The organism is Hydrogenophaga sp. L99, assembly GCF_058731905.1.
The window spans coordinates 598,091-614,137 of the sequence record NZ_CM178972.1; the positions used below are offsets into that span (position 1 = coordinate 598,091).

12 protein-coding genes and 1 tRNA gene are annotated in these 16,047 nt (G+C 61.5%); 5 read left to right on the forward strand and 8 right to left on the reverse strand.

The genetic code is table 11. The features are described from left to right. Positions 1-2: 2 nt before the first annotated feature. Both phnD and phnC read right to left on the reverse strand, forming a co-directional pair. Positions 3-878 carry a phosphate/phosphite/phosphonate ABC transporter substrate-binding protein gene (gene phnD / locus AC4QBL_RS02855; protein ID WP_472908490.1) on the reverse strand — a complete coding sequence of 292 codons (876 nt, stop codon included), beginning with the start codon at positions 876-878 and terminating at the stop codon, positions 3-5. Next, on the reverse strand, positions 872-1,693 hold the full coding sequence (gene phnC / locus AC4QBL_RS02860; RefSeq protein WP_035242057.1) for a phosphonate ABC transporter ATP-binding protein: 822 nt from the start codon (positions 1,691-1,693) through the stop codon (positions 872-874). Before phnC ends, phnD begins: the two co-directional genes overlap by 7 nt. Before the next feature lie 189 nt (positions 1,694-1,882). Here phnC and AC4QBL_RS02865 point away from each other — a divergent pair, with 189 nt between their 5' ends. Both AC4QBL_RS02865 and AC4QBL_RS02870 read left to right on the forward strand, forming a co-directional pair. Then, positions 1,883-2,791 carry a LysR substrate-binding domain-containing protein gene (locus AC4QBL_RS02865; protein WP_472908491.1) on the forward strand — a complete coding sequence of 303 codons (909 nt, stop codon included), beginning with the start codon at positions 1,883-1,885 and terminating at the stop codon, positions 2,789-2,791. A gap of 130 nt (positions 2,792-2,921) precedes the next feature. After that, complete coding sequence (locus AC4QBL_RS02870; protein WP_472908010.1) at positions 2,922-4,028, forward strand: IS5 family transposase; 1,107 nt, start codon at positions 2,922-2,924, stop codon at positions 4,026-4,028. Between the two features lie 720 nt (positions 4,029-4,748). Here AC4QBL_RS02870 and AC4QBL_RS02875 read toward each other — a convergent pair. Beyond that, on the reverse strand, positions 4,749-5,987 hold the full coding sequence (locus AC4QBL_RS02875) for a replication protein RepA (protein ID WP_304836742.1): 1,239 nt from the start codon (positions 5,985-5,987) through the stop codon (positions 4,749-4,751). Between the two features lie 1,094 nt (positions 5,988-7,081). On the opposite strand from AC4QBL_RS02875, the gene istA reads away from it, so the two are divergent. From istA to AC4QBL_RS02890, 3 genes are read left to right on the forward strand one after another with little or no spacing between them, the layout of a single operon-like run. Next, on the forward strand, positions 7,082-8,593 hold the full coding sequence (istA, locus tag AC4QBL_RS02880) for an IS21 family transposase (protein WP_472906279.1): 1,512 nt from the start codon (positions 7,082-7,084) through the stop codon (positions 8,591-8,593). Continuing rightward, the gene (istB, locus tag AC4QBL_RS02885) at positions 8,580-9,344 is read left to right on the forward strand and encodes an IS21-like element helper ATPase IstB (protein ID WP_472906280.1); all 765 of its coding nucleotides are present in this window, start codon (positions 8,580-8,582) and stop codon (positions 9,342-9,344) included. Before istA ends, istB begins: the two co-directional genes overlap by 14 nt. Continuing rightward, complete coding sequence (locus AC4QBL_RS02890) at positions 9,341-9,559, forward strand: hypothetical protein (RefSeq protein ID WP_472901141.1); 219 nt, start codon at positions 9,341-9,343, stop codon at positions 9,557-9,559. The genes istB and AC4QBL_RS02890 overlap by 4 nt, the downstream gene beginning before the upstream one ends. 774 nt (positions 9,560-10,333) lie before the next feature. On the opposite strand, the gene AC4QBL_RS02895 is transcribed toward AC4QBL_RS02890, so the two are convergent. The 5 genes from AC4QBL_RS02895 to prfB all read right to left on the reverse strand — a co-directional run bounded on the left by AC4QBL_RS02895 (position 10,334) and on the right by prfB (position 15,956). Beyond that, a tRNA-Thr gene (locus tag AC4QBL_RS02895) sits at positions 10,334-10,409 on the reverse strand. Between the two features lie 11 nt (positions 10,410-10,420). Beyond that, positions 10,421-11,440 (reverse strand): class 1 fructose-bisphosphatase, encoded by a 1,020-nt coding sequence (locus AC4QBL_RS02900; protein ID WP_472908172.1) that lies wholly within the window; start codon positions 11,438-11,440, stop codon positions 10,421-10,423. Positions 11,441-11,496: 56 nt separating this feature from the next. Further along, positions 11,497-14,199 (reverse strand): aminopeptidase N, encoded by a 2,703-nt coding sequence (gene pepN, locus AC4QBL_RS02905; protein ID WP_472908171.1) that lies wholly within the window; start codon positions 14,197-14,199, stop codon positions 11,497-11,499. After that, positions 14,183-14,851 carry an HAD family hydrolase gene (locus tag AC4QBL_RS02910; RefSeq protein WP_472908170.1) on the reverse strand — a complete coding sequence of 223 codons (669 nt, stop codon included), beginning with the start codon at positions 14,849-14,851 and terminating at the stop codon, positions 14,183-14,185. Before AC4QBL_RS02910 ends, pepN begins: the two co-directional genes overlap by 17 nt. Then, positions 14,852-15,956, reverse strand: a protein-coding gene (gene prfB / locus AC4QBL_RS02915) for a peptide chain release factor 2 (protein WP_472908169.1) whose coding sequence is annotated in 2 segments (ribosomal slippage) — positions 14,852-15,874 and positions 15,876-15,956 — 1,104 coding nt in all. Because the reading frame shifts where the segments join, the coding sequence is not laid out codon by codon here. Positions 15,957-16,047 lie beyond the last annotated feature (91 nt).

Sequence of the window (16,047 nt, forward strand, 5' to 3'; positions counted from 1 at the left end):
TGTCATTTCATGCGCCCCAGATCAAGCTTGAGAATCTGTGCTGTGTCACGCAGAACGTCGTAGGCCTTGTCGTCGGTAGCGGCAAAGGCCTCGATACGGAATGACTTGAGAATCTCGGCGTCCTTCATCTGGAGAAAGGCGGCTCGGATGGCTTCCTTGAGCTCCGGGGTGAGATTGCCTTGCATCGCAATGGGATAGTTCGGAATGGGTGCTGACAGTTCAAGTTGCACTATCTTGTTGGCATCCACCATGCCCTTTGCGATGAGGTTGTTCAGAATGGTTTTTGACAGAGCGCCGGCGGGAACCTGCCCTGCCTGAACAGCTCGGGCCACGGCATCGTGCGTGCCCAGGTGAACGGGGCGGTAGTCAGTCTCGCCGTTCAGTTGGTGGTTTTTAAGCAAGTGCGCGCGCGGTACAAGGTGACCGGACGTCGAAGCCTGATCGCCAAAGCCAAAAGGCTTTCCACGAACGTCAGCCAGGGTCTTGACCGGGCCGCCTGCCGTGGCGATGAGAACCGACTGGTAGGTCGGCGAGCCGCGCTCCACGCCAACGGCAAAAGGCTCAATGTTGGGCGCCTTGGACTTGGCCAGCACGTAAGAGAACGGCCCAAAGTAGGCAACCTCGATGCGCCCGAAGCGCATGGCTTCAATCATCGATGAGTAGTCCGTGGTCACCGTGATCTCGATTTCCTTCTTCAGGGTCTGTTCCAGGTACCGCTTCAGAGGCTGTGCGTTCTGAATGATGGTGGCGGCGTTTTCGTCCGGCAACAGTGCAACGCGAAGCTTGGAAGGATTTTTGCCCTCGGCATGGGCGCCAAGTGGCAACAGGGCGGCCAAAGTGACGGCAGCGATAAATTGGAAACGGCGACGATTCAGCACGGTAAAAACTCCTTGGATTGAGAGGGGGAATCAAATTGACTGCCCATGTTGGCAGGTGACGACTTCGCGTACAGGGCAGACTGGGCTTCTTCCGTCAACTGCGCTGCTGTCCCGTCGAACACCACCTGGCCCTGGCGAAGGCCCACAATGCGGTCGGCGAACATGCGCGCGAGGTTGACTTGATGCAGACTCACGATGGCCGTGAGTCGGTCTTTCTTGCAGATGTCGTGAAGCAGGGTCAACACACTCTGCGCGGTCGCCGGGTCGAGGCTGGCCACCGGCTCATCGGCCAGCAGCAGGCGGGGCTTTTGCACCAAGGCACGCGCAATGCCAATGCGTTGTTGTTGCCCACCAGACAAGGTGTCTGCCCGTGCTAGGGCTTTCTCAAGCAGGCCTACGCGGTCAATGGCCGCCAGCGCCTCCAGCTTGTCAGCCTTGCTCCAAGGCCACAACGACGCCAGAGATCCGCGGGTGGCGAGCTTGCCCATCAACACATTGGCCAGCACGCTTTGCCGCCCGATCAGGTGGTGCTGCTGGAACACCATGCCGCAGTGGCGCCGATGCTCAAGAAGGTTGCGTTTTGAGACGGTGCCGCCCGGCAGATCGGCCACCGACACCTCTCCGTCTGTGGGGCTAACCAAGCCATTGATGCTGCGCAGCAGCGTTGACTTTCCCGCGCCCGACGCGCCCAGCAGCACAAGGAACCCGCCATGCTGTACCTCCAGCGAGGTGGGCGCAAGCGCCGTGTGACCATCGGCATAGGTCACCGTGATACCCCGCAAGCTCAGATGGCTCTCGCGAATTGCAGTTTTCATAGCTCGGTTTCATTTGTTGTGGTGCGCTAGACGCACACCAGGACTCAAGTGGTCAGAGGTATCTCTCGGGAAAGAGGAGGTTCTGGAAGAAACAGCTTCAGTGGAAGCACAGCTCAAGTCTGGGTGACCAAGGTGTCATGAATATGAAACTTTCATCCCTAAAAATGAGGGCACCCATAGATCACATCAATGTCTGGACTCAGCCTCCTCGCAGCCTTGAAGGCCTTTGACGCAACGGCCCGAGCCGGCAGCATGACCGCTGCCGCGAGAGTGCTCGCTATTCAACAACCGACTGTTTCTTCACACATACAGCGCCTGGAGGTCGACTTCGGCGTGGAGCTTTTTCATCGGCGCGGGCGGCGGCTTGAACTCACGTCCTTTGGACGCACTCTGTTGGACTACACCCGGCGTACCTTCAGTGGCGAGGAAGATGCGCACGCACTGCTCGCTGCTGCGAAAAATCAATACGTAGGGCGACTGGTCATCCATGCCATCGGGCCGCACAACGTGCTGCCCGTGTTGAAGCTGTTCATGAAACAGTTCCCCCAGGTCAACGTGGCTGTTGGCGTAGGCGACTCGCGAACCATCACCGAAAAGATTCTTGACTACCAGGGAGACGTGGGCATGGTGCTCAATCACGTCGCTCACCCAGATCTATTTGGCGCGGCTTACCGTACCCAGCGATTGGTGATATTCGGCAACACCCAACACTCACTCGCGCAACGGGCCACTCTCAAACTGCGTGATCTGCAGGGTCAGAGGTTCGTCATCCGAGAGGAAGGATCGACGACCAGACGCGTGTTTGAAAATGAACTCAAGGAACGAGGCATTGAGGTTCAGGTTGCGCTTGAGATGGGTAGCCGCGAGGCTGTTCGAGAGGCCGTGGCACAGGGACTTGGCTTAGGGGTTGTGGCTGAGACGGCCTACGTACCGGATCCCCGGTTGACCAGGTTGAATATCTCGGACACCAGCATGGCAACACGGGTGCACTTCATCTGTCGACAGGAGCGGCGCCATGCTCCATTGATATCAACTTTCCTGGGTATGGCGGACGCAGTAAGTCAGCGCTTGATTGACACAAGTGAGCAACCCGTATGAGGCGCATTTGGGCCCGTCTGTATGCCGAATTGCTCTAACAGGCTGCTGAAATACTCCCCGCCGTCACTTCCCAGTTGACGTCTTGCCAGGACAATCAAGGCACCCTACCGACCAGACAGACGAGCCATCCATGCGCGGAGCCGACACCTTCACCGAGAGCCTGTTCACGATGCGCCATCTCGATGACTTCGTGCCCGCCGACCATCCCCTGCGGGTGATCCACATCATGGTCAACAAGGCCCTGGCAAACATGGATGGGCTGTTTGCCCAGATGTATGCGGCCGACATCAAAGGCGGGCGCCCCAGCATTGCTCCCGAGAAGCTGCTGCGCGCCATGCTCATCCAGGTGCTCTACAGCGTGCGCTCGGAGCGCCAGCTGATGGAGCAGACCCAATACAACCTTCTGTTTCGCTGGTTCATCGGCCTGGCCATGGACGACGCAGTCTGGGTGCCCACTGTCTTCAGCAAGAACCGCGAACGCCTGATCGAGCACGATGCGGTCATCGAGTTCTTCAATCAGATCGTGCAACAAGCCCAGGAGCAGGAACTGCTCTCGGGCGAGCACTTCAGCGTAGATGGCACCCTGATCCAGGCCTGGGCGGGCCACAAGAGTTTTGTGCGCAAAGACCGCCCAGAGAGCGATGACCCGGATGCGGGTAACTTCAAAGACCAAAAGCGCAGCAACGACACCCACGAGTCCACCACGGACGCAGACGCAAGGCTGTACCGCAAGGGCAAGACGGCCAGCGAGTTGCGCTTCATGGGCCACACACTCACCGACAACCGCCATGGGCTGGTGGTCAGCGCCGTGGTCACCCAGGCAGACGGATATGCTGAACGTGAAGCGGCCAAGGCCATGATCAACGATGCGCGACAGGCACTGCCCGGTGATGACCCCATCACGATCACGCTGGGCGCAGACAAGGGTTACGACGCCAAGGAGTTCATCGACGCGCTGCAAGAGATGAACGTGATGCCCCATGTGGCGCAGAACAAGTCAGGGCGCCAGTCGGCAGTTCCTGACGCGATTGCAGACAGCGAAGGCTACGCCATCTCACAGCAAAAGAGAAAGCTGATCGAGCAGGGCTTTGGCTGGGCCAAGACGGTGGGGCACATGCGCCAGGTGCTGGTGCGCGGGATCAAGAAGGTGGACCAGATGTTTGTGCTGACGATGGCAGGCTACAACCTCACGCGGTTGCGCAGCCTGGGGCAAATCCGTCTGCTGGGGCAGATGTGAAGGCAAAAGGGGCAAAAAACCGTGCTGTACGGCTGAAAACACGCAGGTTTTCGGGCTGACTTCCAGCATACGGAAAGCTGCTGCGAAAAATGCGCTTGCCGCCGCTGAGCAGGTTCGGACGCACGGGAGTATTTCAGCAGCCTGCTAGGCGCTTGCTCATCGGCGTGAGGTTGTTGAATTCATGGCGGTAAGAATAATAATAGCAATAATATTATTATTCTTACCGTTATTGCGGCGAGGTGTGTTTGCGCGTCTTATGGATTGGGAAATTCAGGGGCATATCCCCTTGGAGTAAAGCCTGCAGGCTTCTGGCCGTGAAGCTGTTGCGCCGGGGTCGCCCGTAAAGATATCCACAGCACGAAGCCGTCTTATTACAAGCAATAGATATAGGGAAAGCTAAAGGCAAAAACCTTACAGGTTTAGGGGGGGTGCGATTCCGCGAGTTTTTGGGGTGCGATTCCGCGCGACATCAACGGCAAGTGGGGGTGTGATCCCGCGCACGAAGGGGGGGTAATTCCGCGTGGATAACCCTTCCGATCCACTGACTTGCCCACCGATGTTACGTTCGTTACATCGGTGGGCTATCCGCAGTGGATAACAGCGGGCTGAAACGCGTTGAGGGGGGGTGATTCCGCGTGCAGTCATTCGAGCGCATCAGGTCCCTTCTTGGCGCGGCAACAATCGCGATGATTGCCCGAAGTAGGCCAGCCTGAGTCCAGGTCAGATTGGCTTGTACGGAATAGGAGGGGGCGAGGGCATCAGCAAAAGGCCCCCAGCGACCTGTTTTACCCTAGCCTGCGGGTAGACGGCCAACGCGTCACGCAACGCCAGCAGAAACGTCTTCTTGAAGTCCTTGCCAGGATCTTTGCCCTGGTACTCCTGGCCAAACTGGTCGCGCAGATTGGTCCAGTAGAGCAGTACCGGACGCCCGGTGATGCGATGCAGTCGATCAGCGAGCATCGTGTAGGTATCCATTGCCAAAGCCGATCCCCGGAGTGCTGACAAGGCCCTCACGTCAAGCGGGACGGCATGGCTGATCAAGGTCCGAAAGTAGTCTTCCGAGAACGTCACGACGCCTGGCCACAAAGTGGTTTGGCTATCGTGAGTGTTCAGCCATGCCTCGAATTGCTTGATGGGCTTACCTTCATAGGTATATGCCTTGCCGCCGACATTGAAACCGAGCGTCATGCGGCAGGCGGAAAGCGCCTGCATCTGTGTGCGAAACACCGTATAGCCACCTTTTTTGCCGCCGCTCGTGTCCTTGCCCAAAATTCTCAAGAACTCAGCGGTGCTGTGTCCGACTGGAATTTCGGGCGTCTTGTGACGCACGGCGAACGTGTTCATCCAAGCGAGCATGAGGCGGGGTAAAGCCCCATAGGGGACGGGCTGCTGCACAAATTGCTTGCCGTCCCACAGCTTGCCAGCGGCGACGTTCAGTCCAGCACCGCCGCATTGACGCTCGAACTCAAGGGCATCGACCCACTTGCCATCTGCTGTCTTGTGACCGACTTTCGAGCGAGGCAATCCAACTTGGCACATGATGGCATGCATGAATGCCATGTCTTCGCCGCTTGGTCGTTCGTCGGCAATTTTCGCGGCGACGTCGATTACCTTGCCGTCGCGTTTCGGGCGTGCCGCCTTGCACGGTACCAGGTCGCGTACCGGCGAGTAGATCGGCGGCACGGTGCCGATCTTCTTGTCTGCGGCCTGTTGTGTCGGTGCTTCGACCTGTGCCGCCTGGTCGAATAGATTGCTGCCTTGCGCCCCTAACTTTACTGAACGCGTGACCGTGGTTGCGCGCGCTGCTGCGGTCTTTGCTGCCACCTGAGCCGCTGATATCGGGTCGATGCCGCCTGCGATCAGCTTGTCGCGGTATGCCGTCGCGTCGAAGTGATCAACAGTTGTTGGCGTACGTTCCCGCACCGACCGAACAGCGTCGGTACCAATAGGAAAACCCATCGCTCAGCTCCTCGCAGGAGCAGAGGCTTGCCCTGTTACAGAGGACTGGACGCGCCGCTGTTTCGCCACCTGCTCGGCCTTCGTCGGCCGCCCGCGTCGTTGCGGCGGGCAATCCAGGACTGCAGGCGTTGGGTTCCACGGCGAAAGCGTGACATGTTGAGCAAGCCACCGCTCAACGTCCTCCGTACGCCAGAGAAGGCGTTTTGTGCCAGGTAGCCGGCACATTGGAGGGAGAGATTTGGGGTTGCGTGTCGCATTGTTAGCGGCGCTCTAAACCCGCGTAAATCTGGTGTCGGCAAGCAGTCGGTGGCGGTCATCCGCGGCAGTCAGCTGACTGCTTTGAATTTCCTTTGAATCGAAGGGTGCCCGTTGCACAGGGCACAGACGTGTCCTGAGCGTGCCTGCTTTGGCCATGGCGAGCGGGCTTGAGCCAGCGCAGGGGTATGGCGCAGCGCTGGTGTTTTGCGTTACATATCGCCTACCTGTGTAAGAAGCAGGCGCGACAGTGACAGTCACTTTCCGGTAAACCCACTGTCGCGCCCCGAGACCCACCGCTTTGGAGGGCGCCGTTGCCGCTGTCAGTATTCACGAAGCGGGCGTGGCTGTCCAGCAGCGTGGGCCCACGCATGGGAATGGACCGCCCATGCCCACTGCCCAACACGCACCACCACAGCCGCCGTCACCACCGCCCAGACGTTTTCTGTGCGCCCTGTGTCGCAGCCCTGTGCTCATCTGCAGCCACTGCGACCGCGGCCAGCGCTACTGCAGCGCAGTCTGCTCACTCCAGGCCAGAAGTTGCGCCCAGCGCGCCGCTGCCAAACGCTACCAGGACAGCCGCAAGGGCCGCCACGCTCACGCCACACGCCAGGGGCAATGGCGCGCGCGCCAACAAATAGTGACGCATCAGGGTGGCCCACCACCGCCCTGCGCTGATGTACTCCCATCCAGCGACGCAACCGCTCTGAATCCAGACGCAAGCCAGCGCTGCAAGTGCCAGTTTTGCGGCCGTTCGGTCTCGGCTTTTGTGCGTCAGGACTTTCTGCGATGCCGCTTTCGCCATCCATCCCAACCTTCCGTATGGAGTACCGACTCACATGGCCATTTCACCTGAACTCAAGGCGCAGATCCTGCGCTACCACCACGCCGAGCGCTGGCCGGTGGGAACCATCTCGTCCCAGCTGGGCGTGCACCGCGAGACCGTCATGCGCGTGCTCACCCAGGCCGGCGCGGCCCCAATCGTGCCCGCACAACGCACTTCGGGCGTGACCCCCTACCTGCCCTTTATCCAGGAGACCTTGAAGCAGTTCCCCAACCTCACGGCCAGCCGGCTGCACACCATGGCCGCCGAGCGCGGTTACGAGGGGCGCCCCGACCACTTTCGCCACATCGTCGCCCGCCACCGTCCGCGCCCCCCAGCACAGGCCTACTTGCGCCTGCGCACCTTGCCCGGTGAACAGGGGCAATGCGACTGGGGCCACTTCGGCCACATCCAGATCGGGCAAGCCCGCCGACCCTTGATGGCCTTCGTGATGGTCCTTTCCTGGTCCAGACGCATCTTCCTGCGCTTCTTCCTGGGCGCGCACATGGAGAGCTTCCTGCGCGGGCACGTCCAGGCCTTTGAATCCTGGCACAGCGTTCCCAGGGTCGTCTTGTACGACAACCTCAAGAGCGCGGTGCTCGAACGCAAGGGGCAGGCCATCCGCTTCAATCCCACGCTGCTGGCACTCTCGGCGCACTACCGTTTCGAGGCCAGGCCCGTGGCCCCGGCCCGGGGCAATGAGAAGGGGCGCGTGGAGCGGGCCATCCGCTATATCCGCACCGCCTTCTTTGAGGGACGCAGCTTCACCGATATCGACGATCTCAATGCCCAGGCCGATGCCTGGGTGGCTGGTCCTGCCAGCGCTCGGCGCTGCCCCGAGGACTCCCAGCTGTCGGTGCAGCAGGCCTTTGACCAAGAGCGCTCGCACCTGATGGACATCCCGGCCACACCGTTTTGTTGCGATGAGATCCGCGGCGTTACAGCGGCCAAGACACCCTACGTTCGGTTCGATCTGAACGACTATTCCATCCCCCACACCCACGTTCAGCGCAGCCTCACCGTGCACGCCAGCTTGCGTGAGGTGCGTATTCTGGACGGCCAGCAGGCGCTGGCCTCGCACCCGCGTTGCTGGGACAAGGCTCAGCAGATCGAGATCGAGGCCCATGTGCAGGACCTGGTGCAGCACAAGCGAGGCGCGCGAGCGCACCGCGACACGGACCGCCTGGTACACGCGCTTCCTCAGGTGCAGGATTTGCTGACAGAGGCGGCCAAGCGGGGTGAGCCGTTGGGGCGGATCGCCCGTGAGTTGCAGGAGCTCCTGGACGTGCATGGACGCACGCAGATGATGGCCGCCGTCACGGACGCCATGAGCCGCGGTGTGCCGCACCCCCATGCGGTTCGTCTGGCGCTTGAGCGCCAGCGTCAGAGCAAGAGCCAGCAGCAAACCCCGCCCCCGCTGGGCGTGGCCCTGTCTGCGCAGGTGCGCGCGCGCGACATCGCCGTGCGCCCCCACAGCCTGGACGGCTATGACCGCCTCACGCAGGAGGGTGACGATGCCAACAACTGATTCGGCCACACTCAAACTCCGAGCCCAGGCGCTGCAACTACACGGGGTGCTGTCCCACTGGGATACCTGCTGCACAGAGCCCTGGGTGGGCACGTTGCTGGAATGGGAGGAGCACGAGAGAAGTCGCCGCTCCATGGAGCGCCGGCTGCACAGTGCGCGCATCGGGCGCTTCAAACCCCTGGTGGATTACGACTGGAGCTGGCCCGAGCAGATTGACCAGGCCAGCGTGAGCGAGCTGATGACGCTGCAGTTTCTGCACAGTGCCAGCAATGCCATCCTGGTGGGCCCTTCTGGCGTGGGCAAGACAACCATTGCCCAGAACATTGCACATCAGGCGGTGCTGCAAGGGCACACCGTCATGTTCACCACCGCCGGCAAGCTGCTGGGCGAGTTGGCCAGCCTGGACAGCGATTCGGCACTGCGTACAAGACTGCGCCACTACGCCAGACCCGCGCTGCTGGTCATTGATGAGGTCGGGTATCTGTCGTATTCCAGCCGGTATGCCGATCTGCTGTTCGAGTTGATCAGCCGGCGCCACGAGCACAAGAGCACGCTGATCACCACGAACAAGTCCTTTGCCGAGTGGGGCGAAGTGTTCCCCAACGCGGCCTGCGTGGTCGCCCTCGTGGACCGCCTAGTTCACCACGCCGAAATTGTTGGCATCAAGGGCAACTCGTACCGGCACAAGGAGGCGCAAGAACATGCCCGGGCGCGCACGGTAAAGCGCAAGCCTTCAAAGGAGACCGTATGAAACCGTGGCATCCGCCTTCAGGACTGCGCCAAGGGCTGCCATTCGCGGTGGACGACACCTGGACACCGGAACAAGCCATGGCGGTGATGGAGTTGCTCGATGATCTGCGCGATCGCGTCTGGACCCATTACGGAGGGGTCATCCAGGATCTGCTGCGTGCGCAGCGCGTGACCACTGATTCACTGGAAGACTTTGACACGGACTTGCCGTTCTGAGCGCCAACGAGTCTCCCGCGCCAACAACAAGGGCCCCTGACGGGGCCCTTGTTGTTGGCACGCTCAGCACCGAAAACCGCACCCAGAATCGGCCACCAAAAATGAACGCCGGATTACGTCACCAAATTCCGCCACCACTTACCGCCGCCAAATTTACGCGGGTTTAGACCGCCGCTAACACGCATCGCTGCGAATGCTGGCAACAGACTTGTGGAGGTAGGCAGAAAGCTGCTCAACGGTGAGAAGAATGCTCATGAGCGCACGCCTCCTTCTGGACGCGCGTCCCGGCTGCAAGCCCTGTTTGCTCTGCGTATGGTCGTAGCTACGGCTACTGGTCGGTGCTTCATGTCGATAACCCTGATGACGTGGCTAGGGTCATCGAGCAGCTTTGCCACGTGGCTACTCGGTCATTGACCAGGGCGATACCGAAGCCCGGCCTTGTTTTTTGGAAGTCACGATATCGGAGCACGCCGCAAGCCGGGATGGCTGCGGGAGAAGCATCGAAGTGGCTGGGTGCTAGTCAGCCAATCGGTAAGTGACCAGGGCGACGTCGAAGCCCGGCCTTTTGTGTTGCATTCACAACGTCAGGTGTCCGAGTTGCTCGAACGGTGACAGTTTAGCAGCAGAAGACTGCATTGTCGTGCGTTGGCGGCACTGCGGGGGCATGCTGGCTCTGGCACAAATCTGGCACACGCAGTGTGCAAAAACGTGCCGATAAAAGCAAAACAACGCACTAACCTGCAAGGGTTAGTGCGTTGTTTTTATTACCAAAAATGGTGCCGGAGAGATGAATCGAACACCCGACCTTCTCATTACGAATGAGCTGCTCTACCGACTGAGCTACACCGGCAACGCCTCGGATTATAGCGTGCTGTGGTAAGTGGTGATCCGGTCGACTTCGTTCTTTGATCCCAAAACCACACTGACGCGCTCGTGCAGTTTGGTTGGCTGAATGTCGAGAATGCGTTGGCGGCCGTTGGTGGCTGCGCCGCCGGCTTGTTCCACCAGCCAGCTCATGGGGTTGGCTTCGTACATCAGGCGCAGCTTGCCGGCTTTTTCGGGTTCGCGCTTGTCCCAGGGGTACATGAAGACGCCGCCGCGGGTGAGGATGCGGTGCACGTCGGCCACCATGCTGGCCACCCAGCGCATGTTGAAGTCTTTGCCGCGAGGGCCTTCTTTGCCGGCCAGGCATTCGTCCACATAGCGTTTCACGGGTTCGTCCCAGTGGCGCATGTTGCTCATGTTGATGGCGAATTCTTTGGTGTCAGGCGGGATCTGGATGTGTTCTTTGGTGAGCACGAACGAGCCTTGTTCGCGGTCGAGGGTGAACATGGCCACGCCGTCACCCACGGTGAGCACCAGGGTGGTTTGCGGGCCATAGACGCAGTAGCCGGCGGCTACTTGCTGGCTGCCGGGCTGCAAGAAGTCTTGCTCGTTGACGGGCTCGATGGTGGTGGGGTCTTCGTTGCCTTTTTTGAGCACCGAGAAGATGGTGCCAATGGACACGTTGACGTCGATGTTGGACGAGCCGTCGAGCGGGTCGAACATGAGCAGGTATTCGCCCTGCGGGAAGCGGTTGGGCACGACGTAAATGCCTTCCATTTCTTCGCTGGCCATGGCGGCGAGGTGGCCACCCCATTCGTTGGCTTCGATCAGCACTTCGTTGGCAATGATGTCGAGCTGCTTTTGCATCTCGCCTTGCACGTTTTCGGTGGTGGCCGCACCCAGGACGTCGCCCAGATCGCCTTTGTTGACGGCCTGGCTGATGTGTTTGCAGGCCCTTGCCACCACTTCAAGCAGCAGGCGCAGGTCGCCGGGGATGTGGCCGTCGACGCGTTGTTGTTCGACCAGGTAGCGGGTGAGTGAAATGCGTTTGGACATGGTTTTCAGGGGTCGTTGAAAGCGGTTTGCAGCGGTTGGCGATCTGTCAAAAAGGCTTAGTCGGCCAGCGAGCGCGTGACGACTTCGCGCACGTCGTTGCTCAGGTCGGGCTTGGCGGCAACGCGGGCAATGGCTTCGCGCGCGGCACTGCGGTAGGGCTCGGCGAGCTTTTTCCAGCGGTCGAGCGCACGCGCCAGGCGCGCGGCGACTTGCGGGTTGAAGCCGTCAAGCTCGATGACGCGCTCGCTCCAGAACACATAACCCGCCGCATCGGCACGGTGAAAGCCGCCCGGGTTGGCGCTGCAGTAGCTGAAGATGACGCTACGGGCGCGGTTGGGGTTGCGCAGGTTGAAGTCGGGGTGGGCGAGCAGTTGACGCACGGCGGGCAACACGTTGCCACCCCGGTCGGGCGCGCCGGCTTGCAGGGCAAACCACTTGTCGATCACCAGCGCTTCGCTGCGGAACATGCTGTGGAAGCGGCTCAGCGCGTCGGGGGCCAGCGGCTGGCCGCTGACGACCAGGGCCGACAGGGCGTTGAAGCGGTCGGTCATGTTGCCGGCGTCTTTGAAACGCTGGTAGGCCTTGCCCGGCCACACGGGGTTGCCGTTGCTGCGTGCAGCCAGGCAGAGCATGGTGAGCGCCAGGCCTGCCAGCGCGCGGCGGCCGGTGCCCAGCGGGTCGGGGCGGTAGGCTCCGTTGTCTTTGTGGGTTTCAAACGCCCAGACCCAGTCGTCGTGCAGGGCATGCGCCAGCTGTTCGCGCATGGCTTCGCGCACGGCGTGTATGCGTTGCGGGTCGACCACGTCCAGTTGTTCGGCGATGTAGGTTTCGCTGGGCAGTGTGAGCACGAGTTCTTTGAACGCGGCGTCCAGCGCCGGGTGGCGCAGCACGGCGCGCATGGCGGCTAAGTAGGCTGAGTCCAGGGGGTCGTGCGGTAACGGGCCTTGCGCGCGAATGGCGTGCAGGGCAAGGCGCAGAGCCAGGCGCTGGCCGGCTTCCCAGCGGTTGAACGCGTCCGTATCAGAGGCCAGCAGGCCGAGCAATTGCGCGTCGGTGTAATCCACGTCCAGCACCACCGGGGCCGAGAAGCCGCGCAGGATGGAGGGAACCGGCTCGTTGTCGACGTTCACAAAGGTGAAGCTCTCGCTGGCCTCGGTCAGCACAAAGGTGCGGGTACCGGCCTCGGGCTGGTTCCAGTGGGCCAGTTGCAGGGGCAGTTCGGTGCCGTTGGCGTCCAGCAGGCCCAAGGCCACGGGAATGACAAACGGCTGTTTGGCCGGCTGACCGGGCGAGGGGTCGCAGCGCTGCGTGAGCGTGAGCGTGTAACTGCGCGCAGCGGCGTCAAAAACACCTTCAGCGCGCAGATGCGGCGTACCGGCCTGGCTGTACCAGCGCTTGAACTGGGGCAGCAGCCGCGCCAGGTCCGACTGCGGGTTGGCATCGGCCATGGCCTGGGCGAAGTCATCGCAGGTCACGGCCTGGCCGTCGTGGCGGGCAAAGTAGAGCGTCATGCCGGCGGCGAAACCGGCGCGCCCCACCAGGGTCTGCATCATGCGCACAACCTCGGCACCTTTTTCGTAAATGGTGACGGTGTAGAAGTTGTTGATCTCGACGTAGCTGTCGGGCCGCACCGGGTGGGCCATGGGGCCTGCGTCTTCGGGGAACTGGGCGGTGCGCAGCACGCGCACGTCTTCAATGCGTTTGACCGCGCGCGCCGACGGTTCGGCGCACAGGTCCATGCTGAATTCCTGGTCGCGGAAGACCGTGAGGCCTTCCTTGAGCGAGAGCTGGAACCAGTCGCGGCAGGTGATGCGGTTACCGGTCCAGTTGTGGAAGTATTCGTGGCCCACCACCGACTCGATGTTGGCGAAGTCGGTGTCGGTCGCGGTGGCGCTGTTGGCCAGCACGTACTTGGTGTTGAAGATGTTCAGGCCCTTGTTTTCCATGGCGCCCATGTTGAAGTCGGCCGTGGCGACGATCATGAAGCGTTCCAGGTCGAGTGGCAGGCCAAAGCGCGCTTCGTCCCACACCACGCTGGCGATCAGCGAGTTCATGGCGTGCTCGGTCTTGTCCATGTCGCCCGGGCGCACGTACACCTGCAACAGGTGGTTGGTGCCGCTGCGCGAGGTGATGCGCTGCTCGCGCGCCACCAGCTGGCCGGCCACCAAGGCAAACAGGTAGCAGGGTTTTTTGTGCGGGTCGACCCATTTGGCAAAGTGGCGGCCATCGGGCAGCGTGCCTTCTTCCACCAGGTTGCCGTTGGACAGCAGCACCGGGTAGCGCTTTTTGTCGGCGCGCAATGTCACGGTGTAGCTGGCCATCACGTCCGGGCGGTCCAGGAAATACGTGATGCGGCGAAAGCCCTCGGCCTCGCACTGGGTGAAAAACGTGCCCTGGCTCACGTACAAGCCCATCAACTGCGTGTTCTTGTCGGGCGCGCAGGTGGTGAAAATTTCCAGGTCAAAGGGCGCATCGCCTTCGGGCAGGTTCTCCAGCACCAGCTGGTTGCCGTCCATCTTGAACGAGCAGCCGGCACCGTTGACCAGCACGCGTGCCAGGTTCAGTTCCTCGCCGTCCAGGCGCAGCGCTTGCGCCGCCACGGCGGGGTTGCGGCGCAGGCGCATTTTGTTCAGCACCCGGGTTTTGGCCGGGTCCAGGTCAAAACTCAGCTCGACGGTGTCGATCCAGTAGGCGGGGGCGGCGTAGTCTTCGCGGCGGACCACCGTGGTTGGGCCATTGGCCTCACGCAGAAGGGACATGGTGGGTCTCCAGGAAACGGGATGTGATCAGGGCGTGGTAGTCGGGAACGCGGGCCAGCACGTGGGGTCCGTCGAGTTCGTCGGCTGGGTGTGAACTGCAAATGGCCACGGCGCGCATGCCAGCGCGCCGCGCCGCTTCAATGCCCAGCGGGGCGTCTTCAAACACGATGCAGCGCTCGGGCGCCACACCCAGGCGCCGCGCCACTTCCAGGAAAATGGCGGGATCGGGTTTGCCGGGCAAGCCTTCGTCGCCACCCACCGTGGGCAGTGTTTGCTCCAGCGCCAGGTGCTGGTAGGCAAAGGCCTGGTTGTGGCGGTCGCCTGCGGTGCCCACGCCGGCAGACAGCCCGCGCGCCTGGGCCTGCGCCAGAAAGGCTTTGAAGCCGGCGACTTCGCTGAACACGGGCGCAAACAGCTCGCGGTAGACCGCTTCTTTGTCGGCCACAAAGGCGGTGGCCTGATCTTCGGGCAGGTCTTGCCCAAACAGCTGGCGCATGCATTCCACACCCGTGCGCCCGGTGGTGCGGCGCATGAGTTCTGCCACGTCGATGTCCAGCCCCTGGCGGCGCGTGAACTCAACCCAGCTGCGCTGGTGCGAGGGCATGGAGTCGATCATGGTGCCGTCCATGTCGAAGATCAGGGCTTGAACCATTCAAACGCCTTGCTTCAGCGAGGCTTCAATGAAGGCGTCCAGGTCGCCATCCAGCACTTTTTGGGTGGCCGAAATTTCGACGTTGGTGCGCAGGTCTTTGATGCGGCTGTTGTCCAGCACGTAGCTGCGAATCTGATGGCCCCAACCCACATCGGTCTTGGTGTCTTCCAGCTTTTGCTGCTCTTCTTGCTGCTTGCGCAGTTCAAAGTCGTACAGCTTGGAGCGCAGGCGCTTCCAGGCCACGTCGCGGTTGCCGTGCTGGCTTCGTCCGTCCTGGCACTGCACCACGATACCGGTGGGAATGTGCGTCAGGCGCACGGCCGAGTCGGTCTTGTTGATGTGCTGACCGCCCGCGCCCGAGGCGCGGTAGGTGTCGGTGCGCACGTCGGCCGGGTTGATGTTGATCTCAATCGAATCATCAATTTCCGGGTAAACAAACACCGAAGCAAACGACGTGTGGCGCCCACCCGACGAGTCGAACGGGCTTTTGCGCACCAGGCGGTGCACACCGGTTTCGGTGCGCAGCAGGCCAAAGGCGTACTCGCCTTCGATCTTGATGGTGGCGCCCTTGATGCCCGCGGTGTCGCCGGCGGTTTCGTCTTCAATCGTGGTTTTGAAGCCCTTGCGCTCGGCGTAGCGCAGGTATTGGCGCAGCAGCATGCTCGCCCAGTCGCAGGCTTCGGTGCCACCCGCGCCGGCCTGGATGTCCAGGAAGCAGTTCAGCGGATCGGCCGGGTTGCTGAACATACGGCGGAATTCGAGCTTTTCCACCTCGGCGGCCACCTTGGCGGCTTCACCTTCAATGGTGATCAGGCCAGCTTCGTCGCCCTCTTCGTTCGACATGTCGAACAGCTCGGAGTTGTCGGCCAGTTCGCTGGTCAGGCGGTCCAGCACCAGCACCACGTCTTCGAGCGACTTCTTCTCGCGGCCCAGGTCCTGGGCGCGCTTGGGGTCGTTCCAGACCGTCGGGTCTTCAAGCGCCGATTCGACTTCTTTCAGTTTGGATGCTTTGGCATCGTAGTCAAAGATACCTCCGTAACTCGACCACGCGGGTGGTCAAGTCTTCGAGTTGGCTGCGGATGGCGTTGCTGCGTTCGGCTTCCATGGGGGATCCTTCGGTGTTGTGGTGTGCTGAAAAAAGGGGCGTCCGGCGCTGAGCCACCCGGTGCGGGTGGCGCGTGCTACGCCGGGCCGAA